We start from the raw sequence: 20,943 nt of genomic DNA on the forward strand, positions 1-20,943 counted from the left end.
ATGGTTCAACGAGGACGGGTGCTCGCCGCAGCACTATTAGTACTGTCCGGGCTGGTGGTGGCAGGCCCGGCACCGGCCGCGGCGGCACCCACCACCGGGCCGGTGACCTACACCGTGCTGCTCGCCGAGAATGGTCGGCACGACGCCGCACTGGCCGCCATCCGCGCGGCCCAGGGCACAGTGCTGCGTGAGAACCGCGAGCTCGGGCTGGTCGTGGCGGAGAGCTCGGCCGCCGACTTCGCCGAGCGCGTAGTGGCACCGGGGGTGCTCGGAGCGGCCCGCAGCCGGGCACTGAGCCGCACCGGGGGCAGCGTCGGCCGCGACCTCGGCGCCGGGGCCACGGTCGCCGACGTGACCGGCCACAGCCCGGCCGGTCCGTCCCGAGCGGGCGAGGTCACGGCCGCGGTGGGGCTGGACCCGTTGGACGCCAAGCTGTGGGGCCTGCGGATGGTGCGTGCCGACAAGGCCCGCGAGCGCCAACCGGGCGACCGCCGGGTCCGGGTCGGTGTGATCGACTCCGGGATCGATGCCACCCACCGCGACCTGACCACGAAGGTCGACCTGGCCGCGTCGCGCAACTTCGTGGTCGACATCCCCAACGACGTGAACGGTGTGGTGATCGACGGGCCGTGCGAGTTCGCGGGCTGTGTGGATCCCCCCGGGTACGACGACTACGGCCACGGCACCCACGTCGCCGGAACGATCGCCGCCGCCGCCAACGGGACCGGCACCTCCGGCGTGGCGCCCGGGGTCACGCTCGTGGACATCAGGGCCACCCAGGACAGCGGCTGGACCTTCCTGCAGCCCTTCCTCGACGCCCTGACCTACGGCGCGGACATCGGGCTCAACGTGATCAACCTGCCGTTCTACATCGACCCGTGGCTCTACAACTGCCCGAACAACCCCGCCGACACGCCCGCGCAGCAGCTCGAACAGCGCGTCACGGTCGAGGCGGTGAACCGCGCGCTCGATTACGCGCACCGCAAGGGTGTCACCCTGGTCGCGCCGATCGGCTTCTCCCACGACGACCTCGGGCGCCCCAATCCGGACACGTTCAGCCCGACCTTCCCGGCCAACTCGGCCCACACGCGGCAGATCGACGGCGCCAGCTGCGCGGCCATGCCCATCGAAGGGCGCCACGTGATCGGCGTCAGCGGCCTCGGGCCGTCGGAGGGCAAAGCCGACTACTCCAACTACGGCCTCCCCGAGGTCGAGCTCGGGGGCCCCGGCGGCTTCCGCAAAGACTGGGTGGGCACCCCTTCATCCGGGGCCAGGGAGAACCAGGTCCTGTCGACGTACTCCCGCGCCTCGGCCACCGGCAAGGGCTGGCTGACCCCGGAAGGCGACATCACCCCGCTCGGCGACGCGCAGGGGATGCTCAAAGACTGCCCCCAGGTCGGCACCTGCTCGTTCTTCCGCTGGGCCGAGAGCACCAGCCGGGCCGCCCCACACGTCTCCGGCGCGGCCGCCCTGGTGATCAGTCAATACGGCAACCGGCGCGGTAGCCGGATCAGGATGGACCCGGACAGCGTGCGGCACGCCCTGCTGACCAGCGCCCGCCAGCACGCTTGCCCGACACCACGCCTGGTGTCCTACGCCGACATCGGCCGTCCACCGACGTACGACGCCTACTGTGAAGGCCCCAAGTGGCACAACGGCTTCTACGGCTACGGCATCGTCGACGCCTATGCCGCGGTCACCCGTCGGCGCCCATGAAAGGGAGGATCTCCGGCATGCCCAACACGACGCTCCCGTCCGTGCGTTTCGTCCGCCTGGGCCCGGCTGTCTTCGAGGCGCTACTCGCCGGCGACCTGGCCACCGCCCGGACGCTGACCGGTGTCGCGCTGTCGGACTGGTTCCTCTCCGACGAGGTCGACTGGCTGTGGCGGATGCGACTACTCCAGATCGCCGCCGACCCATCCGCCGAAGACTGGGTCGTCCGCGCGGCGGTAACGGTGCCCGACGGCGTGGCGGTGGGCACCGGCGGCTTCCACGGACCGCCCGACGCCGCGGGCGTGGTGGAGATGGGATACGCAACGGACCCGGCGTTCCGCAGGCGTGGTTACGCTCGAGCCATGGTGGCCGCGCTGCTGGACTGGGCGGCCGCGGAGCCATTGGCGATCACGGTCCGGGCGACTATCAGCCCGGACAACGAAGCCTCACTGGCCACCATCGCCGGCTACGGCTTCGTCCACGTCGGCGAGCAGCAAGACGAGCAAGACGACACGGAATACCTCTACGAGCGCCCGACCCGATCCACCGGTTGATTCACCCGACCGCCGCCGGGGCTTTCGCTCCCGGCGGCGGTCGTCCTTCAGGTAGATCCCGGCGACAGGGCCATTGACCGGCGCTCGACGGCTTCCTGTCCTTGTAGCGCACCAGGACCTGGCCAGCGGGGTCCAGGTTGGTCAGCAGCTGGCCCGGCGATCGGGCGTTCGCGGTGGACCCGAGTCCCGGCAAGTCGTAGTTCCTGCGGCCCGGTCCAGCGCGGCACACGGGTCTAGGCGGTCGCGGCCCGATCCCCGGCGCACGCGACGCTCGACTTCGGCCCCGTTGGCTGGACGTGGTGACCGGCGCGCACCTGGCGATCCCGCCCAGGTGCGGCCGATTCCCCGCGCGCGCCGATCAGGCCTTGGCGAGCTGGTACTGCGTCTGGTCCCACCAACAAGACGTCGAGTACCTGGTGGCGGTGTAGGTCCAGCCCGCGGGCACCCGGCAGGCCCACAACCCCGGCTCCGGTAACGTAACCAGGTACAACGGCTCACAACCCACGTCGGCGCGAACCATGACGTACGTGTAGCCCGCGGGCACCGTCCGGCACGACCACCGGTACTCCGCCGCTTCGGCTGTCGACGTGAGTGCGGTGGCCGCGATCACCGCCGAGAACACGACACCAAGCACCTTGCTGGCCTTCACAAGACCCACCTTCCGCCGCGATGAACGCCCCGGTGCGGGGCGGTCCAAGCACAGCAGGTCGGGCCGCCTTGATCATCCACCAATTGGTTGAACCAATCGAGGGGTCGGTCCCGTCAGGACAGTGGTGTCGTGACCACCGTCGGATCGTGGGCCGTTCAGGGGATGTGGTTCACCGATTCTCCACTGTGCTCGTACGCCCGCTCCACAATCGCCAGCCCTGTCGGTCGGACCGCGGACCAGACGGGTGCGGCACCATAGGGCGGTGGACGACGTGGCCAAGGTGGACGTGGTGGCCGAGCTGGTCGGCCGGATCTGGCGCACGGAGGCAGCGGGCATGCTGGCTGTGCTCAGCCGCAGGCTCGGCGACTTCGACCGGGCCGAGGAAGCCCTGTCGGACGCGCTCACCCGCTGGCAGGCTGACGGCGTACCGGACAGTCCCTCCGGGTGGCTCGTCACCACGGCCTGGCGCAAGGCGTTGGACCGGCTACGCCGCGACGCCGTCGGCCGGGAGAAGGCCGCCAGGGTGGCCGCCGAATCGTCGCCGGAGACGGCGCGGACGACCGGCTGGCCACGATCTTCGCCTGCTGCCACTCCGGCCAGATTCTTCTCGACGCACCTCAGGCGGCTCGTCGCCCGTACGCCGATCGGGTCACGGTGCCCTCTACCGTGGTCGGAACGCGAGCGAACCCACCGGCGGCCGGGCGGTGTCACCCCCAGTCGGCCGCCGCCAGGACGGGACTGTCCTCGCCGTCGGGACGGTGCCGCGGGCGAGTGCCGTGGGGGCGTGGTCGCCGTGGAAGCGGGCAACGTCCACACGGCGCGCAACACCGGGAAGTCCCACATGGTCGGACTCCGCTCGGACGGCAGCGGAGTGGAACGGTGACGGTCAGTGCGGTGTCGCGCCGCACGCTCGGGATTCCCGTGGACGGCACTGTGGTGGCAGCGGGCAGGAGTTCGGAAGGCCAAACCGACGTGCGGCACTGGCGGGAGATCGTGAGCGTGGCCTGAGGCGACTGGCATTCCGCCGGGGTTCGGGCGGACGATACGGCGGTGGCTGTGGGAAGCGCCATTGAGGGCAGTGCGCTGTCGGCGGTTGGGGGACGGCACCGCTATCGCGGCCGGGTACCTGCACGCGGTCGGGCTTGGAAGCGATGGGCGTATCCGCGCGACCGGGGAACGGTCGACCGGGCCTGCGAGGTTTGATCGGTGGGAGGACGTGGTGGCCCTGTCCACCCGTCGGAGTTGCAGCGGACAGGCGGATCCTCGCGATCGGGGACAACAGTCTGGGGCAGTGCGAGGTCGGCGACTCGCACGACATCGTGGCCGTGGTCGCGGGCTCACACACCGGGCATGGTTGTCAGCACCGGTGACAACCAGTGCGGGGTTGACCCCTGGACGGGAGTCCACCTCACTCGCGAGTAGTGGGCGGGCGGTCACCTCGACTGCGGCAGGAGCGAGCCGGTGAAACCGCTCACTCCGCGAACATCCACATCGGACTCACGCGCGATAGTGGGGACAACCGCGAACAGTCTGGGGGAATGGTGACCACCATCATCGCCATCGTGCTGGCCCTGTCGTTAACCGTCGTCGGCGTGCTCCACCTCGTCTGGGCGGCAGGCATCTACTTCCCCTTCGCCTCCGAACGCGAGGCGGCCCGCAAAGCCGTGGGCGACCGCGAGACCATGCCGCCGTGGCCGCTGACCACGCTGGTGGGCGCGCTCCTGATCCTCGCCGCGTACCTGGTCCTCGCGCTCCGCTGGCCCACGTGGCGAATCGTCGCCGACTGGGTCTACGAGTGGTCGATCTGGGGCATCGCGGTCGTGTTCTTCCTCCGCGCACTCGAACCCCTCGCGGCGCGCACGGCCAGCGCCGAGTACAACCGCCTGAACCGCCGCCTGTACTCGCCGTTCGTGCTCGTCCTCAGCGTCCTCGCCGCTGTGGTGGCGCTCGCCTGAACCCGCTGCTTGCCACACGCGCGGCGGCGCCGGGTGGGCGTGACCCAGGCCGCCCGGGGTCAAAGATTCTTGACATGCTGTCAACGCCGCTTTACCTTGGTGATGTCAAAGATTCTGTACACGGGGAGCGGTGCATGTCGTCCGAAGAGCAGCGTGCCTGGATCTACGTACTGGTCTGCGTGGTGGTCCCGGTCATCTACCTGGTCGGCATCCTGTCCGAGCTGCCGGGTGCCGACGTGGCGGAGATCGCCTACGTGCGACCGATGCTCACCGCGATCGGCGTCGGGATAGTCGCGAACGTCGTGCTGACCGTCGTGGCCGCCGTTGTCTCACCCAAGGACGCGGGCAAGGCCGACGAACGCGACCGGGAGATCAACCGCCGCGGCGAGCACGTCGGGTTCTACGTCATGAGCGTCTGCGCGGTCGGGCCGCTCGTCCTGGCGATGGTCAGGGCCGATCACTTCTGGATAGCGAACGCGCTCTACGTGTCGTTCGTCCTCGCCGCGCTCGCCTCGACTGTCGTGAAGCTCGTCGCGTACCGGCGGGGTTGGTAGATGGGCAAGCCCACCAAGGTCACGAACTCGATCCGCGCGTTGCGCTTCGCCACCGGGGAGATGACCCAGGCCGACCTGGCCGACCGCATCGGCGTGACCCGCCAGACCATCATCGCGATCGAACAGGGCCGCTACTCGCCGTCGCTGGAAGTGGCCTTCCAGATCGCCCGCGTCTTCAAGGTCCCCCTAGACGACGTCTTCGGCTACCCCGAACAGTAAGCCCCACAACCGCAACGGTTCGCGAGGCAACCGCATCGCGGCCCGGTTTCCCATGCCCTCAACCAGGGAGCAACCATGCACACGACTCAAGACACGACGCGTACAGCGCGCCTGGCCGGGGTCTTCTACCTCGGCATGGCCATCACCGCCGCGCTCGGCTTCATCGTCATCCGCCAGCAGGTCTTCGTGGCGGACAACCCGGCCGAGACACTGGCCAACCTGCTCGCACACGACTCCCTCGCCCGCGCGGGAATCGCGCTGGAGCTGGCCATGGTGGTGTTCCAAGCCCTCGCCGCCGCCTGGTTCTACCGGCTGTTCTGCCCTGTGGACTCCTTCGCCGCGAGCGGGATCGCCGCCTTCGGCCTGGTCAACACCGTGGTGACACTCGTCAGCACGGCCCTGCTCGCCACCGCGGTCCACATCCCCTCCGACGCGGCCACCGTCCAGGTCTTGTACGTGATCAGCTACAGCATGTGGGAGGTGGGCGCGCTGTTCTTCGGCCTCTGGCTGCTCCCTATGGGCTGGTGCGTCCTGCGCTCGGGTTGGATGCCCCGCCCCCTGGGCTGGACCCTCCTAATCGGCGGCGTCTGCTACCTGACCAGCCCGTTCATCCTCTACCTCGTCCCCAACGCCAAGACCCTGTTCGAGATCATGGCTATCCCCGCCTCCATCGGCGAGTTCTGGATGGTCGGCTACCTCCTCATCCGCGGCGTCCGCCAGCGGACACCGCAGCAGGCGTGACCGTCAGACGGGTCTACCGGGCCATCATCCCCGGGACACCGCCACAACCAGGTCAGTGAACGACGGTTCGCCGTAGCCGTTGCTGCAGCGCAGGAATACCGCAGGTCCATCGCTGTCGATGACGATGCCGGAGTTGCCAATCCAGGCCTGCTCGATGTCCATGCCGTCGACCCAGGTGTTCCACATCATGACCCGTAGCGGCTTCGAGCCCTTGGCGCGGTGCACGGTCAGCGACACCTCCGGCGGCGTGGTGTCGGTCCACAGCACCACCTCTGGATGGCGTTGACCCACAACCTCGAGCTTGCCTCCGCTGGCGCTCACGACCAACCCTTGCCTGTGCGGCCCGGCCACGCCCTCGAACCTGACGCGCAGCCTGTCGCCGTCGACCGGGTCGGGCAGCTCGTACGCCATGTGCACGAGCTGCCCGTCGACTTCGAGCGGCTCGCCCTGGGACTCGATGAACAGCTCGCCCAGCTTCTTCACCATCAGTAACCCGGCCTCCGGAAGGGGTCGACGCGGGCGTGGTCCTGCGGCCAGCGCGGCACGACGTCGCGTCCACCGTCGCGCATGGGGATGGGCTCGTGGCTGAGCTCCATCAACTCCGTCCCGCCCTTCTTGGCATTGTAACGGACGGGAGGCTTGCCCAGCCGCATGCGCTCCAGGTCAGCGGCAGTCCAGTCGGCGCTTCTCACCGGGTCCGCGGCCAGGTTCTTCCAGAAGCGTGCGCGTACCGTCGACCACGCGGGCTCCTTGCCTGCGGCGGTCTTGCGATAGATGTCCTGGCCCGGCTTCCACCTCTTGCCGAGGCAGGCGTCAGCCTGGTCGTCCGCGTCGTCGCAGTCCTCCTGGACGTGGGGCCGGGCCGGGTGTGCTTCGCCGGTGCCCACGGCGGTGCCGGGGTTGGGTTCCTCGACCGCGCACTCCTGCAGGTCGCCGCGGACCGCCGCGCAGCCGCCGCCTACCGGGGTGGTTGCCGTCTCCGCGAGGCAGGACAGGAGGTTGCCGCCGATGCCGCACGCGGTCAGCTGGTCGTCGTCCTGGTCTTCCTCTTCCTCGCCGGTGTAGTCGCCCGCGTCGGGATCTTGTTCGCCTTCTTGCTCCGGCGCGTCTTCGCGGGTGGGGTCGACCGTCTTGACTCGCCAGGTCCAGGACTCGTGCAGGCGCAGGCTGCGGTACCAGCCGGAGGTCCACACCGCGCCGGTGTTCCAGATGGCCGTGCGCTTGGTCCACTGCTCCAGGTAGTTGTCGACCCTGGTCACCCGGTAGCCGCTCACCGACTGAACGTCCTCTGTGGACCACATCAGGGTCAGCGTCGAGGAGCTGGTGTGGATGATCCGCGGCTTCTCCGGCTCGACCTTCGCCCTCGGTGCCCTCGGCGGTGACGGGGGTTTCGGCTGTGGCAGCGGCTTCGGGCAGCCGCACCAGAAGTACTGGCCGCAGCCAACTCCCTCCACGCAACCGAGGCTGTAGTAGTCGCGCTTCATGGCGTCGTAGCCCTGCCACGAGTGCCCGTTGGCCTCGTACGGGTACCGGTCGGGGAAGATCGTGCCACCCAGTGCGACCGCGCCGATCAGGGCCACCGCCGCGGCCGCGCCGACGAGCTCACCGGCCACGACGCCACCAGGCCCGAACACGCCGCCGACGCAGCCACCCACGCCCGCGGAGGCGCCGACCATGGCACCGGGCGGACCTGCCACGGACAACCCCAGGCTCGCTTGAGCGGGCGGGTTGCACCAGTGGCCGCTGGGATCGGTGTTGGTCAGCGGGTTGCCTGCCGCGTAGCCGTAGCGGTTCATCGACGTGGCGCCGAACGGCAGGTCGACGTCGTCGCGGGACAGGAAGCCCGCCGAGCCGGGGCGGAACCAGCGGGCCTGCATGGACACTGTGCCGGTGGTCGGGTCCGTCCAGTCGCCCTGGTAGCCGAGCTTCGACTGCGAGCCGGTGCTGGAGCGCCGGACACCGAAGGGGTCGAAGGTGGTCTGGCCCGCCACCGGGGCGGGGGCCTGCGGTGTCTGGTCGGTGCGCTGCCACCCGACGACGTCGCCGCGCGGGTCGGTGATCGGCCACATCGGGGTGGCGTTGATGCCCGCCAGGCGAGCCGAGGCGAGGGCGCCGAACGGGTCGCGGTTGTACAGCTCACCGGGCCCGACGACCGGTTCTTTCTCGGCGCCCGCGTACAGGAAGCCCGCCGTGTCCCGGGTCGCCACCCGGTCCATCGAGTCGTACCGGTAGGTGATCGCGCCATCGGCGGTCATCCGGTCGAACGCGTCGAAGGCGGTGGTCGAGGTGCCCGCGCCCGCTGTCGTGGTCGAGGCGAGGGTTCCCCGCGGTGTGTAGGCGTAGGTCTTGCTGATCCCGGCCTCGGTGGAGGCCGTGAGCCTGGTCCTGGCGTCGTAGGCCCACGAGCCGACCTGGACCGGTGTCTGACCGGAGACCACAGTGGACTCCGCGGTGCGGTTGCCCGCCGCGTCCCAGGTGTAGCGGTGTTCGGCGGTACCGTCCTCCGGCGTCCAGGTGCTGAGCCGATCGGCCTTGTCGTAGCCGTAGGTGCCACCCGACTGCGGCCCGACCGTGACGTCCTTGCCGGTCAGGTTGCCGTTGCCGTCGTAGCCGTAGAGCGCCTGGTACATCACGATGTTGCCGGAGTTGACCGCGCCGTACTTCGAGACCCGGCCCCGGTTGTCGTACTCCCAGGCCTGCCAGCTGCCGTTGGCGTTGTTGAGGTACTTCAGCTCGCCGGTGGTCGCGTCGTAGTTGTACGTGCGGGTCAACCCGGTGGCGCTGTCGTTCATCGTGGCGAGGTCACCGCTGGGTCGCCAGGTGAACGTGCTGGTGCCCGCGGCGTCGACCCGCTTGGTCATCCGGCCCGCGGCGTCGTACTCGAACGAGGAACCCGATCCCGGACCGGACGATGAGGTCATCAGACCGCGGTCGGAGTAGGCGAATGTCTGCAACCCGTTCGGGTGGCTCATCGCGACGAGCCTGCCCGCGATGTCGTAGTTGAGGTAACGGGTGACCAGCGTCGACCCGCTGCCGCTGCGCTCGTCGGTGAGCCTGCCGACCGCGTCGAGGTAGCGGTCCACCACGACCCCACCGGGTTTGACGGTCTTCACGAGGTTGCCCGCGCCGTCATAGCCGAAGGTCCAGCGCCGGTCGCTCACCGCGGGGTGCGCGGCGGTCGACGGCTCGGTGACCGTCTCGGCTCGGCCCAGCGAGTTGTAGGTGGTCCAGGTCGCGTCTCCACGCCCGTCCGTGGTGCGGGTGCGGTTGCCCGCCCGGTCGTAACCGGCGGAGGCGGTGACCGACTCGGTCGCCGAGACCGGTTGGGTCGCCGACACCAGGCGGTTCATCGCGTCGTAGGTCTGGGTGGAGCGGTGACCGTTCGCGTTGACCACGGCCACCGTGTTGCCCGTGACGTCGTACTCGGCAGTCGCGACGTCCAGTTGCGGCCCACTCGGGCTCGCCCGGTGCCGGACGAGGGTCGCCCTGCCCGCGAGGTCGTACTCCATCTCGGTGACCCGGTTGCCGGTGTCGGCGGTGGCCGCGAGCCTGCCCCACGCGTCGTACCGCCAGCGGGTGGACGCGCCCACCCCGGGCCGGGTGGCCGAGGCGCGCTGGTTGTCCGCCGTGTAGGTGTAGGTCGTCCGCGCGCCCGCCGGGTTGACCACCGCGGTCACGTTGCCCGCGTTGTCGTAGTCGAACGTGGTCGTGTGGTAGTTCGCGCCGCCGTCGAACTGCCGCGTCTCGACGATCTCGTGGGTCTTGCGGTCGAGGGTGTCCCAGTAGTAGTACACCTTCGCCCCGGCCGGGTCGGTCTGCTCGGTGACCCGGCCCAGCTCGTCGAACACCCGGCGGGTGATCGCGAACCCGGCGTCGGTCTCCGGCAGCTGCTCGTAGTTGACGTTGCCCGCCGCGTCGTAGCCGTACGCCCAGGCCTGGCCCCGCGAGTCCTCAACCTGGTAGAGCCTGCCGTTGGCGCCGTAGGTGTACCGGGTGGTGGGCGTGATCGGCGACCCACCGGGCGGGGTGTAGGTGGGCTCGCGCTCCTCGGTGACCCGGCCCGCGTCGTCGTAGACGGTCTCACTGATCCGACCGTGCTCGTCCTTCACGTGCGTCAGCTCGCCGAAGACGTTGTAGCCGCGCACCACCTCGGGGCGCACCGTGGTCGGCGACTGGCCCGCCAACTCCTCGGTGACCGGCGGCGCCTTGCTGCTCACCACCCGGCCGTAGGCGTCGTAGCGCGAGGTGGTGGCGAACGCGTCAGGGTCGCTCGCGCCTTCAGCGCGCGGGTCCAGCTCCTTGACCACGCGGCCCAGGCCGTCGCGCTCGTAGCGGGTGACCAGGTCGGTGCTGCCGTTCTCCACGGTCTCGCTGGTCACCGCGCCCGCGGCGTCCCTCGTGTAGCGCACCGCCTCGACCCGGGTGCCGAAGACCGACTGCCTGGAGACCAGCCGGTCCTGCGGGTCGTACAGGTAGTTCGTGGCGAGCGCCAGCGGCGTGCCCGGTTGCCGCACCGTGCGTTTGATCTTGCCTTCGGCGTCGTAGAAGGAGTTGACGGTCGAGCTGTCGGCGGTGGTCTCGGAGATCACCCGCCCCGCGCCGTCGAACTGGCGGCGGAACAGCTCGACATCGCGCGGCGACCCGTTCGACCGCGGCACGTCGAGCCGTACGGCGAGCTTCACCAGGTCGTCGTTGGTGTACTCGTAGAAGGTCCGCCCGCCGAGCGCGTCCCGGTCCTCGACCTTGCGGCCCGCGGCGTCGTAGACGTACGTGCGGATACTCGCCAACCGCGGGGTGACCCCAACGGTCTGCTTGACCTCGGTGAGCCGCCCGCTGTCGTAGTGCCGCTCGGTGACCTTGCCGGTCGGCTCGGTCATCTTCTCCACGTACTCGTGGTCCAGCGGTTCGGTGCGCCAGCGGTAGGAGAACGTCGTCGTCGCACCGGAGGTGTCGACGATGGTGAGCACCCGGGCCGCGTTGTCGTAGGTGTACTCCGTGGTGCGGTTGCCCACCGCGCGCGGTGCCGTCACGGCCGGGCACGCCGCCGCCCCGGTCTCGACCGCCTTCTTCGTCAAGCCGTCGTTGTCGTAGTAGCGGCAGATCCGCTTGCGCGAGGACACGCCGGTGACCTCGTTGGTGACCTGCGGGTGGATCTCCTCGACGGTCCGGCCGAGGGCGTCGACGACGAAGCTGGTCGTCGTGCCCTCGGCGAGGCTGCTCGTCCAGGTGGTCTCGGAGGTGCGCCTGCCCACCACGTCGTAGTCGTAGCTGATCTTGCGGCCACCGGGCTCGGTCACCTGCGTGAGGTCGCCGTTGGCGTTGTAGCTGAACAGCGTTGTCGTCGTGCCGACCGTGGTCGACCGGAGCAGGCCCGCGGGCATCTTCTCCGGTGACGGGCCCGCCGTGCCGCCCCGCCGAGCGCCCACCGCCGTCTCGGTGCCCGCCGTGTAAGCGTGTGTGGTGACCTGGCCGTCGACCGTGTTGGGCGTCGGGTGCCCGTTGCGCTGCAGCAGCCTGCCCTCGGTGTCGTAGCTGAACATGTCGTGGCGGCGCAGGGTGTTGCCCTGGTTGGGTTCGACGAAGGTCGCGGTCAGCCGGGTCACGTCCGGATCACCGCCGGGAACCGCGTTGTAGAACGAGCTCGTCGTCACCTGCTCGCTTGTGGAGCGGTTCTGCTGCTTGGAGGTTTGGTTGCCGTCCGCGTCGTACACCATCGTGTAGATGTGGAAGTTCTCGTCGGCGAACGAGAGGAAGTGCCCGTCGATCTCGCCGTAGTGCCAGGCGCGGTGCGGGTAGAGCTCCTGCGGGGTGTTGATCGACCCCCCTTGTTCGAGGTCGCGCAACCGGTTCAGCTCGTCGTAGCGGTAGACCTCCCGCCGGTACGGGTTGGGCTGCCGGTTGTACTCGACCTGGACGGTTATCCCGCCGTAGGTGTTGAAAGTGTTCATGTACGGCTCGAGCTGACCTGGCTCCGGGCGGGCCAGGAAGATCTGGGTGCGCAGCCCGTCCGGCGTCTCGACCGAGATGTCCCGATAGCTGTACAACAGCGCGTCGGAGGTCCAGTTGGTGAACACCGGGCGCTTGATCTGCCTGCCGTTCGGGCTCTGCACGAACCACTGGTCGGTGTTGGTGCCCAGGTTGTAGGAGGTGCACTGTGCCGGACCGGGCGCTGGTTGGCAGACGGTGCTCAACCTGCCGCAGAGGTAGTTGTAGGACCAGGTGCCCAGCGCGGTGGCGATCGAGCTGATCACCGGCGGGCTCGTCTGCGCGCAATTCGGGCTCTGGGCGTTGGTCCAGGTGAGGGCGAGCGTGCGCCCGCTGGGCCGCTGCGTCACCGAGGTCACCTGCCCGACCGCGTCCCGGGTGAGCTCCAGCGAGCCCGACCCCGTGCGGCGGACTCGCTCGAGCCTGCCGGACGGGGAGAACTCCAGCACTTCCTGGTCACTGGCCTTGACGGTGATCCGCCCGGCCACGTCGACGGTCACCTTGTTGGTGCTGCCCGAGTCGCCGCGGGCGACGAACACCCCGTCGTAGCGCTTGCCGAACACCTGCTGGCGGCCGTCGGGGTAGGTGATGGTCAGCTGGGTCTTGTCCGGGCTGTAGGTGGCACCCGCGTCGAACATCGACATCCAGCCAGGGCCGAACGCGCCGGGAGTGGCCTCGGCGCCGGTGGAGTACGTGCGGTCCACCCGCAGCGGCGGCCCACTGCCCAGGACGTCGGCGTCGCTCTCCTCGTGCAACCAGATGCCGTAGGGCAGCACCACGCCGTGCACTCTGCTCAGACCGCGGCCGGTGCCGACCGTGCGCCAGGTGTCCGGGACCGGGACGACGACGGTCACCCGGTGCGGCGTGGGCCACCCCGACGGCGGCGTGGTGTCCAGCCCGTCACGCACCCGGGCGGCCCAGTAGAAGGTGTCGTTCCAGTCGACGTAGCCCCACGGGACCTCGAAGACACCCTGGCTGTTCCAGCCCGACTCCTGGCAGCCCTGGGTGAGCGCGGCGTCGCGGCACACCCGGAACTGGTAGGTCAACGGCGAGGGCCACTCGTCGACGTCGGTGCCGGAGGCGTTGAGCCACGGGGTACGGGTCAGCGAGGTGCCGTAGTTGGCCGGTGCCAGCATCCGGATGCTCGGCTGCTGGTTGTACAGGGTGTAAGGCACCATGTACGCGCACACGCCTGCCTGGGAGAACCAGCCGACGTTGCTCACCCGCACGTCCCAGCCGATCTTCCACCGGCCGGGGTCGAGCCGCTCGATCACGGCGTCGAGGGTGACCTGCCCACCCGCGCTGACGGCGCCGGGGATCGGTGTCTGCGGGTGGACGCTGACGACCTCGACCCCGGTGTCGTCGTTGAACAGCCGGTACCCGACCCAGGCCTGCCCGGCGGGCCAGGTCTGGGTGCCGCTGTTGGTGATCGTGAGCCGCGCCGAGCCCTCGCGGTTGTGCAGCGGGGTGATCACCAGGCTGCCGCCGCTGTAGCTCGCCGACCACGGCTCGCTACCCGTTGGGGTGCAAGAGGTAGCGCTCTGCAGCGAGCTCTCCAGTTTGGACACCTTGAGCCGGTCGCCGTCGCTGGTCGTCCCCGCCTTGCGCGGCTGGGCCGCCTCGGTCGGGTGCAGCCGAGCCTTGATGTGCTCGGTGACAGCCCGCTTCGCCGCATCGACCCTGTCCAGCGCCGGGTTCACCCCGGGCGCGGGCCGTTTCGCGGGTGCGGGCGGGGTGGTCGGCGGCGCGGGTGCCTTCGGCGGGGCCGGGAGGGTCGTGCTGCCCTGACTGTCGCGGCCGGGCCCGACATCGGTCGGGAAGGCGGTGGCGGGCAACGCGGGCACACCAGCGGCGACCACCGCCACGCAGAGTGCGGCCAGCGTGAATCGAACCCGTCTCATGACGCCCCCAGTCAGCATCGCTTCGGCTGGTGGAGCGTAGAACCGCCCGGGATGGCGATTAACCGCCATAAGGTGCACGCCGAGCGGCCAAGAGATGAACGCCGCCTAGTTCCGCGCCCCTACATGCCCGCGAGGGCAGCGACGGCTGCCCACGCGAGACCGATGACGTAGCGCATCACCCGACCCCAGGATCGACCAGTGCGCGTCACTCGAGATCAAATAGGCAATCCGGCCTGCGGATCTTGGAGTTGCGCTTGGGCTAGCAACGACGGCTGTGCCACCTCAAGTACCGGTGCCGGTTCTGCGCCGATGAGGGCCAACCGCGGCATACACCGCTGGACTGGCGGGCGTAACCGCAACGGGTGCCATGCCCGTCCGCTATGCGCCTGGAGCCCAGGCGGACCGGGTGTCATCGACCAAGGAGCCGCGCAAGCGCGGTTAAAGGACGCTGACGCCTGACTACGACGCCACCAGGACGCCATCGACGTCGGTTGCCCCCATCGCCTGGTTGAGCCCGTCAACCAAGCTCAGGCCGAACGAGAGGCAGCTGCTACAGAACTGGCCAAGGGGCTAGACCCCGGCATCGTCACTACGGAGGAGATCTACGCCAAGCTCAACTCACTGGCACTGTCCACGCCACCGTGGACAGCGGCGACGCACCCACACTGGCCAAGCTCCACGACGCGATGGGCCTGAAGATCCGATACTTCAACGACGAAACGGCCGTCGAGATGACGGCCGCTTAGCGGGTGAATAGTGTGCGTGTTCGAGGAGCAAGAGACGCACTACTCACCCGCGCGTTCTTGGGGTAGGTGTCGCCGTCTCCAGGAGGTGCCGCGCGGATCCCATTTCCAGAGACGTGATCATTGACCAGTCGCGGGCAAGACGTACTACCGCGCGACTGACTGACTGACTGACGACGCCGAGTGATGGGCATCCTGCTGCACGCATACCCGGGCTGGCACGGCTAGCTACAAAGATGGCCGACTGCGAGGTACTAAACCGTCCATACTTCCACTTGACGGAGATGGCAGGGTATTCCAAGAGCGCTGGGGTCATCAGGTAACCGGCCAAGGCAATTGCAACTGCAGGGCTCCATGGGCAGACGATCTTAGCATGATTTCGCCTCAAGGAGGCTCTAAGATAGACTCTCCACTCGCGCTTAGATGAGCCCTATGGCGCTCGTCGAGCTATCACGGGACTTCTGGAGGTCGCGTGGGCTTGACGAGCCGTCACCGGTATCGAGGAGGTCTTGTGTCAGAGTTCGAAGTTGAGGTCGACGTCGAACACGAAGATCTTGTGGATCTCTGCGAATGCTATTGGGAAACTGATGGGGCCGGATCTTTTGTCCACACCGTTAAGACAATTGCTGAAAAGTACCGGATGGCGTCATATAAAGTGACAAAGACGGTGGGGGAGATCTGTGTTGCGCGCTCGCTAAGACATCACTGTCAGGTATGTGGAGTTGGCTTCGAGTATCGGTCTCGATCTGAATGGAGTTCGACTGCTCGTCTTGCGGCGGCCCGATGTCGAGACTGTGTTGATGCGGAAAAGCGCGAGCAAGAGGACGAGCGGCGCCGAATGGGTCTAGCCATGCGCGACGCGATCATATCCTCAATTAGGGTGGTCGACCAAGGTCGTTCCCTCCGGGCGGAAGATCTTGATCTTGCATCCGCATTTGCACTAGCTGCAATATTCGAAGACGCCGAAGAAGTTTCGAGTGGTGTTTCCACGCCTCTCGGGAAGCGGGTTGACCGCCTCACGCCCTTGGCAGAGCTCGACTTTGAACTCGTGTCAACGCTGGTGGATCTTCGGGTGGTGCACTTGCACCCATCGTCGACATCGGACTCATTCACATGGAATGGCGACGGCTCCCTAGGATCGTCGCACTATCCAGTTCTGGTGTCGTACTATATGACAGGTGTGGGAAGTGTCGGCAGCCGGGTCGCTGCTTATCAAGAATCGCTCTCCCGAGTACTGAAGCGTGAATGTTGGCCTGATCACTGGGTCGACCAGTTCTCGGAGTTCTGGTTTAAGGTTGCTGCTGCCGAGTGTAAGGCATATCTTGTCTACACCCTTAAGCAACACGGCCTCGATTTCACGCCAGGCCAGAAAACCGATGACGTGATCCGGCGCGCACTTCGATGGTATTCGATTGGACAGGTTTACTACTTCATCTGGCGTGCGGCTAAAGCTAGTGCCGCGTACCGTGCGCGAGACAAGGTGTCGGCCAAGCAAGCTGCAAATAGTGCGGTGACAAGGATATCTGCCGACATAGATCGGGCTTACGCTCAAGGTTGGCAGGTAAGTACGTATCGCCGCGACTCGCGACTTCCGATGTCAACGCTTTCGCATATACTCTTCTCTCGTGCGCTTGTCCTTGACGATCCAATGTCGTACTCTCCTATGGACTTGCCCGCAAGGCGTGCCGGATTAGCGCTCTCCTGGACGAATCTGGACTCAGGCACGTTCGAACGTCTCATCTTCCAGTTGATTGCCGAGACTGAAGGCTACGAGAACGTTGATTGGTTGATGCACACCAACGCGCCTGACCACGGGCGGGACGTAAGTGCGGTTCGCCTGCGTAGAGACCCTCTGAGCGGGCACAGTTCACAGCGGGTCGCTATTCAATGTAAGCACTGGACCAGCAAGCCAGTCCGCGACCATGATGTAAGTCAAGCCGTGGTCAGCATTAGTCATTGGCAGGATCCACCTTTTGATGTGGTGATCATCGCGACAAGCGGTCGGCTTACTTCCGACGCGGTATCCTGGATCGAGCGCCACAATTTGCGCTCAGGTCGGCCGATTGTCGAGGTGTGGAATGATGCGCGTTTGGAGCTTCTACTTAGCGACCGGCCTCATTTGATTCGGTCCTACGAACTACGATAGGGCAACGATTCTTGATCAAGAACGTGGGTCGGCAGTCGACGAGCGCAATGTAGCTGAGGTGGCAGCGGCGGACAATTAGGGTCGGTCCGACGTCGAGGATGGTGACGCGGAGGTGCGCACGGCAGGCTGGCCAGGTTGATGTTGAGTATTGGCTCCCCACTTGGACACGAACGGGCATCCGGCCTGTGAAAAAACATGTGCGTCCCGCCAGTTGGAACCTGCTCCGACGCAACTAGGCTGAGCCAGCCATCGTGGCTGCCGTGGAGGGATGTGGGTCGCGCTGCGACATCTGCACGACAGCCGGAATCTGAGCCAATGCCATCAACTTTCCGAGAGTTTTCGCCGGTCAGAGGTGGTTTCGGTCCTGTCGGAACCGTGCCGCCCAATGGGCCGCGATCTGGGCGCCGCGTGCAGGTTAGGCGGTGGCGACGCCAGGATGTCTACAGTGGAGCGTCCAGGGGCCTTTGCTGTGCGCCTAAACCCTACCCGCATGGCGGATCGTCAGGTGAACCACCTAAGGTTGCTGGAATCTGAGCGAGGGTCATCCTGCGAACCATACCACTCATTATGATCGGTAAGTCGGATAACTCGCCATGTCCAACTCTGGCGTGTCAGACAGCTGCCGTTGATATAGAACTATGCGGGGATCCAGGTGGTGCAGGTGGGTCGTGTTCGGGTGGTGATGAACTCGGTGATGGCGGTTTCGACGAGGTGACGGGGGACTTCAGTGCAGGGGAGTTGTGTGAAGGGGTGGCCATCGGGGGTTTGGTAGTTGTCGTTGGGGGTGGGGTTGGTGCCGTGTTCGGGGATCCAGGTGCCGTGGGGTTCTTCGTCCCAGGTTAGGGCGCCTTGGTCGCCGTGGATGCCGATGGTGAGGCAGTGGTCGTGGTGGTCGGTGATGTGGTGGAGCCACCAGGCGGTGCCCATGGTGGTGTTGGTGGGGAGGGCGCGGATGGCGTCGAGTACGGGGGTGGGGTCGCCGTCGAGGGTGGTGATGTCGAAGACGCCTGGGGTGTTGTCTGGAGTGGTCATCGTTGTCCTTGGACGTGCAGGACGTAGGCGGTGCCGTCGGGGTTGGTGCCGTAGACGGTGAGGCTATAGCCCTGGGGGAGGTAGCGCGCCAGGACGGTTGCGCATCCCTAGTAAGGCCCTCGATCGGGGCATGGGACGTGGTTGACGGTGAGTTCGACTCGGCGTTGTGCGGTGGCGATCATCATGGCGGCGACCTTGATTTCCACGTGGGTGGACAGGAAGCGGGCGTTGCGGCGGTGTACCCCGGCCTCGACCAGGCCGTGTTCGGCGAGGCGGGTCCAGTGAGGGTCGGTTCCGGAGACGATGGGTGTGTCGCGTCGGTCGCCTGGTTGTGGCCAGTGGTCGTGGTGGATGTGGCCGGTGGTCTTGGCCCGTGTGCCGTCAGGGCCGAGCCGGGGTGGCAGTCGGGGAGCACACCAGGCGGATTCGGTGGGGTAGTGGGCGCCGTCGGGGCCGCGGGGCACTGGGATGGCGGCGGTGGGTGAGGGGCCGGGCGTTGGCTGGCCGCTGTGGTGGTCGGCGGTGGCGGTGAGCAGTTCTCGTAGGAGCAGCAGTTGTTGTACTGCGGTCTGCAGCAGTGCTGTTGCGGTGCGGGCGGGGTCGAGGACGCTGGGGTGGTCGGTGATGTCGGCGACGGCGTGGCCGATGGTTTCGCAGTGGTCGAGTGCGGTGGTGGCTGTCTCGACTGGCACTCGTGTGGCCAGGTGACGTAGCTGCGTGGCGTGCTTGCCGATCGTGCCGTTCATGGGAGGCCGCGCTGGTGGTGGTCGGTGTGGTCGCTCAGTGCGTCGCGCCAGCGTTGTAGGGCGGTGATGGTGTCGTCGAGGGTGGAGGTGACGGTGGCGGCGAGGTTCTCTATCTGTTGGGCGCGGGCGGTGTCGCCTTGGGTCTGGGCGGCGTCGCGGCGTAGGGCGTGGAGTTCGTCTCGTATCTGGTGAACTGCTGTGTCCGGGATTCGGGTGCTCAGCCAGCGGAGCTGGTCTGCGTTGGCTGCGATGTCCACCGTGGCTGGCCTCCCATTGTTGCTGCGCGGCCTCGTGTCTCGACGGTTAGGGAGAGCTGACTTATCCGGTGGTTGAAGGCCAGCGGACGGTTATGACGATGGAGTTGGTGAGGGCTTGCCAGGTGTGGTCGATGCCTGGGCCCCACATGATGTAGTCGCCGGGGTGGGTCATGGTGTGGTGGCCGGTGGTGAGGTCGACGCGGAAGTGGCCAGTGACCAGGATGACGAGGGTGGTGCGTTGGTCGTCGGAGGTCCATTCGGGGCGTTTGTCGCCTGCTGGGTGGGTGCCCCATTTGACCTCGACGTCTTTGGAGGAGCGGATGCCTTCGGCTGGGTTGATGAAGTGGCCGACGAGCCAGCCGCGGGTGTTGGTGGTGTCGTTGGCGGCGTTTCCTATGGTCCAACGGGAGATGTGGTCGTGTGGTGTGAGGTGCATTGGCGGGATTCTAGGGGTGGAAGCGCGTCGATGGTCGGGACTGTGGCGTTGAGGGGCATTGAGTTCGGCGCAACTGGGGACGTGTGTCGAGCGCAGGTGGGGGAACTGGGGGCGTAGTGCTGGGCGCGTGGTTGTCCTTGTGGCTAAGGTCGCTGCGTCTTGGTGGTGGCGATTGTGGGTGTGGGTTGTTTACTGATTGGACTTCTCGGGATGCGAGTCGGTGGAACTCTGAGGTAGCGGTGATGGCGGTGGGAAGTTTTGAGCAGCATGGTGGGCACTTGCCGTTGGTGACGGATACGGTTGTGGCTGAGGTGATTGCACAGCGGTTGGCGGAGCGGTATGGGTTGTTTCGGTTGCCGCCGGTGACGATGTCTTGTTCGCATGAGCACGAGGGGTATCCGGGGACGGTCAGCCTCAGTGCGTCGACGTTGATTGCGATCATTCGGGATGTGCGGGCGTCGTTGGCTGAGGTGCATACGAACACGTGTCTGGTGTTGGTGAATGGACATGGGGGTAACTATGTGTTGTCGAACATCGCGCAGGAGGCGAATCTGATCGGGCCGTCGGTGGCGTTGTTTCCGGGGCGGCAGGATGTTGACGTGGCGCGGGAGGCGGCGGGGATGGAGTCGACGGCGAGTGAGGATATGCATGCGGGGGAGTGGGAGACGTCCATCTTGTTGCATGCGTATCCGGAGTTGGTGCGGCCCAGCTACAAGGAGGCTGACTACGAGGCGCCGGAGCGACCGTACTTCCATCTCACGGGGATGGCGGGGTACTCGAAGACGGGGGTCATTGGGTACCCGTCCAAGGCGACCGCGGAGAAGGGGGCGAGGGCTCTGGACTCGTTGACGGCGTCGTTTCGGGGGCTCTTTGATCTTCTGGTCGCGGACTGATCAGGTCATGCGGTGGCGGCGTCTCTGACTGTGGATGCCTGTTCGTGTAGCCAGAGGAGGGTCTGTTCGGGGGTGAGGGCGTGGTCTCGGAACTGTTCTAGGTGGTGTTCGGGGTAGGCGTGTACCTGGATTTCGGTGTGGTCTCGGAGTCGGCCGTGGATCTGGATTCTGGCTGTGTAGTCGTGGGTTTCGCCGAGGAGTCGGGGTTGTGGCTGGATGAGGGTGTGGGTCCAGTGCAGGAGGGTGGCGGCGGTGATGGGGAGGTGGTTGGAGTGGATCTCTACTCGTGCGTAGTCGGTGGGGCGGCCTCCCGCGGTGAGGGTGATGAGGTGGGGTGTGGGGAGTGAGTAGGTGATGAGGTGGTGGTCGAGGGCGTTGGTCATGGTGGTGAGGGTGTGGGCGATGACGGTGTGGCTCAC

The 20,943-nt window shown here is 67.1% G+C and carries 18 protein-coding genes; 10 read left to right on the forward strand and 8 right to left on the reverse strand.

Going from position 1 to position 20,943, the window contains the following annotated elements; all coding sequences use genetic code 11:
* Complete coding sequence (locus LV75_RS16565; RefSeq protein WP_253887813.1) at window positions 1-1,716, forward strand: S8 family peptidase; 1,716 nt, start codon at window positions 1-3, stop codon at window positions 1,714-1,716.
* 17 nt (window positions 1,717-1,733) lie between these two features.
* Window positions 1,734-2,267 carry a GNAT family N-acetyltransferase gene (locus tag LV75_RS16570; protein ID WP_253887814.1) on the forward strand — a complete coding sequence of 178 codons (534 nt, stop codon included), beginning with the start codon at window positions 1,734-1,736 and terminating at the stop codon, window positions 2,265-2,267.
* A gap of 358 nt (window positions 2,268-2,625) precedes the next feature.
* Here LV75_RS16570 and LV75_RS16575 read toward each other — a convergent pair whose 3' ends face one another.
* A complete protein-coding gene (locus tag LV75_RS16575; RefSeq protein ID WP_253887815.1) occupies window positions 2,626-2,916 on the reverse strand; it encodes a hypothetical protein in 291 nt (96 codons plus the stop codon).
* 262 nt (window positions 2,917-3,178) lie between these two features.
* Between LV75_RS16575 and LV75_RS16580 the strand changes: the two genes are divergently transcribed.
* The 6 genes from LV75_RS16580 (at window position 3,179) to LV75_RS16600 (ending at window position 6,385) form a co-directional block, all read left to right on the forward strand.
* The gene (locus LV75_RS16580; RefSeq protein ID WP_253887816.1) at window positions 3,179-3,799 is read left to right on the forward strand and encodes a sigma factor; all 621 of its coding nucleotides are present in this window, start codon (window positions 3,179-3,181) and stop codon (window positions 3,797-3,799) included.
* Window positions 3,796-3,924: a hypothetical protein gene (locus tag LV75_RS34925; RefSeq protein ID WP_301319314.1), complete on the forward strand. Its 129-nt coding sequence runs from the start codon at window positions 3,796-3,798 to the stop codon at window positions 3,922-3,924. Before LV75_RS16580 ends, LV75_RS34925 begins: the two co-directional genes overlap by 4 nt.
* 530 nt (window positions 3,925-4,454) lie before the next feature.
* On the forward strand, window positions 4,455-4,871 hold the full coding sequence (locus LV75_RS16585) for a DUF3995 domain-containing protein (protein ID WP_253887817.1): 417 nt from the start codon (window positions 4,455-4,457) through the stop codon (window positions 4,869-4,871).
* Window positions 4,872-5,005: 134 nt separating this feature from the next.
* On the forward strand, window positions 5,006-5,425 hold the full coding sequence (locus LV75_RS16590; RefSeq protein ID WP_253887818.1) for a hypothetical protein: 420 nt from the start codon (window positions 5,006-5,008) through the stop codon (window positions 5,423-5,425).
* Window positions 5,426-5,644, forward strand: coding sequence for a helix-turn-helix transcriptional regulator (locus tag LV75_RS16595; RefSeq protein ID WP_204453444.1), 219 nt, complete (start codon window positions 5,426-5,428; stop codon window positions 5,642-5,644).
* Between the two features lie 75 nt (window positions 5,645-5,719).
* Window positions 5,720-6,385: a DUF4386 domain-containing protein gene (locus tag LV75_RS16600; RefSeq protein ID WP_253887819.1), complete on the forward strand. Its 666-nt coding sequence runs from the start codon at window positions 5,720-5,722 to the stop codon at window positions 6,383-6,385.
* 24 nt (window positions 6,386-6,409) lie between these two features.
* Here the strand turns inward: LV75_RS16600 and LV75_RS16605 are convergent, their stop codons facing one another.
* Both LV75_RS16605 and LV75_RS16610 read right to left on the reverse strand, forming a co-directional pair.
* Window positions 6,410-6,871, reverse strand: coding sequence for a hypothetical protein (locus tag LV75_RS16605; protein WP_253887820.1), 462 nt, complete (start codon window positions 6,869-6,871; stop codon window positions 6,410-6,412).
* Window positions 6,871-14,271 carry an RHS repeat-associated core domain-containing protein gene (locus tag LV75_RS16610; RefSeq protein ID WP_253887821.1) on the reverse strand — a complete coding sequence of 2,467 codons (7,401 nt, stop codon included), beginning with the start codon at window positions 14,269-14,271 and terminating at the stop codon, window positions 6,871-6,873. The genes LV75_RS16605 and LV75_RS16610 overlap by 1 nt, the downstream gene beginning before the upstream one ends.
* Window positions 14,272-15,525: 1,254 nt before the next feature.
* Here LV75_RS16610 and LV75_RS35510 point away from each other — a divergent pair.
* Window positions 15,526-17,160 (forward strand): restriction endonuclease, encoded by a 1,635-nt coding sequence (locus LV75_RS35510; RefSeq protein ID WP_253887822.1) that lies wholly within the window; start codon window positions 15,526-15,528, stop codon window positions 17,158-17,160.
* A 636-nt stretch (window positions 17,161-17,796) separates the two neighbouring features.
* Here LV75_RS35510 and LV75_RS16620 read toward each other — a convergent pair.
* From LV75_RS16620 to LV75_RS16635, 4 genes are all read right to left on the reverse strand, one after another.
* The gene (locus tag LV75_RS16620; protein WP_253887823.1) at window positions 17,797-18,192 is read right to left on the reverse strand and encodes an Imm1 family immunity protein; all 396 of its coding nucleotides are present in this window, start codon (window positions 18,190-18,192) and stop codon (window positions 17,797-17,799) included.
* A 107-nt stretch (window positions 18,193-18,299) separates the two neighbouring features.
* On the reverse strand, window positions 18,300-18,938 hold the full coding sequence (locus LV75_RS16625; protein WP_253887824.1) for a DddA-like double-stranded DNA deaminase toxin: 639 nt from the start codon (window positions 18,936-18,938) through the stop codon (window positions 18,300-18,302).
* Entirely contained in the window at window positions 18,935-19,195 is a 261-nt protein-coding gene (locus LV75_RS16630) for a hypothetical protein (RefSeq protein WP_253887825.1), read from the reverse strand. The genes LV75_RS16625 and LV75_RS16630 overlap by 4 nt, the downstream gene beginning before the upstream one ends.
* A 61-nt stretch (window positions 19,196-19,256) precedes the next feature.
* Window positions 19,257-19,631, reverse strand: coding sequence for a signal peptidase I (locus LV75_RS16635; protein WP_253887826.1), 375 nt, complete (start codon window positions 19,629-19,631; stop codon window positions 19,257-19,259).
* A 185-nt stretch (window positions 19,632-19,816) separates the two neighbouring features.
* Between LV75_RS16635 and LV75_RS16640 the strand changes: the two genes are divergently transcribed.
* The gene (locus LV75_RS16640; RefSeq protein WP_301319315.1) at window positions 19,817-20,524 is read left to right on the forward strand and encodes a creatininase family protein; all 708 of its coding nucleotides are present in this window, start codon (window positions 19,817-19,819) and stop codon (window positions 20,522-20,524) included.
* A gap of 5 nt (window positions 20,525-20,529) precedes the next feature.
* Here LV75_RS16640 and LV75_RS16645 read toward each other — a convergent pair whose 3' ends face one another.
* A complete protein-coding gene (locus LV75_RS16645) occupies window positions 20,530-20,943 on the reverse strand; it encodes a hypothetical protein (protein WP_253888147.1) in 414 nt (137 codons plus the stop codon).

The sequence above is a fragment of the Actinokineospora diospyrosa genome (genome assembly GCF_024171925.1).
GTDB lineage: Bacteria > Actinomycetota > Actinomycetes > Mycobacteriales > Pseudonocardiaceae > Actinokineospora > Actinokineospora diospyrosa.

Coding starts and splice junctions, on each gene's coding strand:
- LV75_RS16570 (WP_253887814.1), top strand. CDS start 1,734: ATGCCCAACACGACGCTCCCGTCCGTGCGTTTCGTCCGCCTGGGCCCG.
- LV75_RS16605 (WP_253887820.1), bottom strand. CDS start 6,871: ATGGTGAAGAAGCTGGGCGAGCTGTTCATCGAGTCCCAGGGCGAGCCG.
- LV75_RS16585 (WP_253887817.1), top strand. CDS start 4,455: ATGGTGACCACCATCATCGCCATCGTGCTGGCCCTGTCGTTAACCGTC.
- LV75_RS16620 (WP_253887823.1), bottom strand. CDS start 18,192: ATGACCACTCCAGACAACACCCCAGGCGTCTTCGACATCACCACCCTC.
- LV75_RS16635 (WP_253887826.1), bottom strand. CDS start 19,631: ATGCACCTCACACCACACGACCACATCTCCCGTTGGACCATAGGAAAC.
- LV75_RS16565 (WP_253887813.1), top strand. CDS start 1: ATGGTTCAACGAGGACGGGTGCTCGCCGCAGCACTATTAGTACTGTCC.
- LV75_RS16625 (WP_253887824.1), bottom strand. CDS start 18,938: ATGAACGGCACGATCGGCAAGCACGCCACGCAGCTACGTCACCTGGCC.
- LV75_RS16610 (WP_253887821.1), bottom strand. CDS start 14,271: ATGAGACGGGTTCGATTCACGCTGGCCGCACTCTGCGTGGCGGTGGTC.
- LV75_RS16595 (WP_204453444.1), top strand. CDS start 5,426: ATGGGCAAGCCCACCAAGGTCACGAACTCGATCCGCGCGTTGCGCTTC.
- LV75_RS16600 (WP_253887819.1), top strand. CDS start 5,720: ATGCACACGACTCAAGACACGACGCGTACAGCGCGCCTGGCCGGGGTC.
- LV75_RS16590 (WP_253887818.1), top strand. CDS start 5,006: ATGTCGTCCGAAGAGCAGCGTGCCTGGATCTACGTACTGGTCTGCGTG.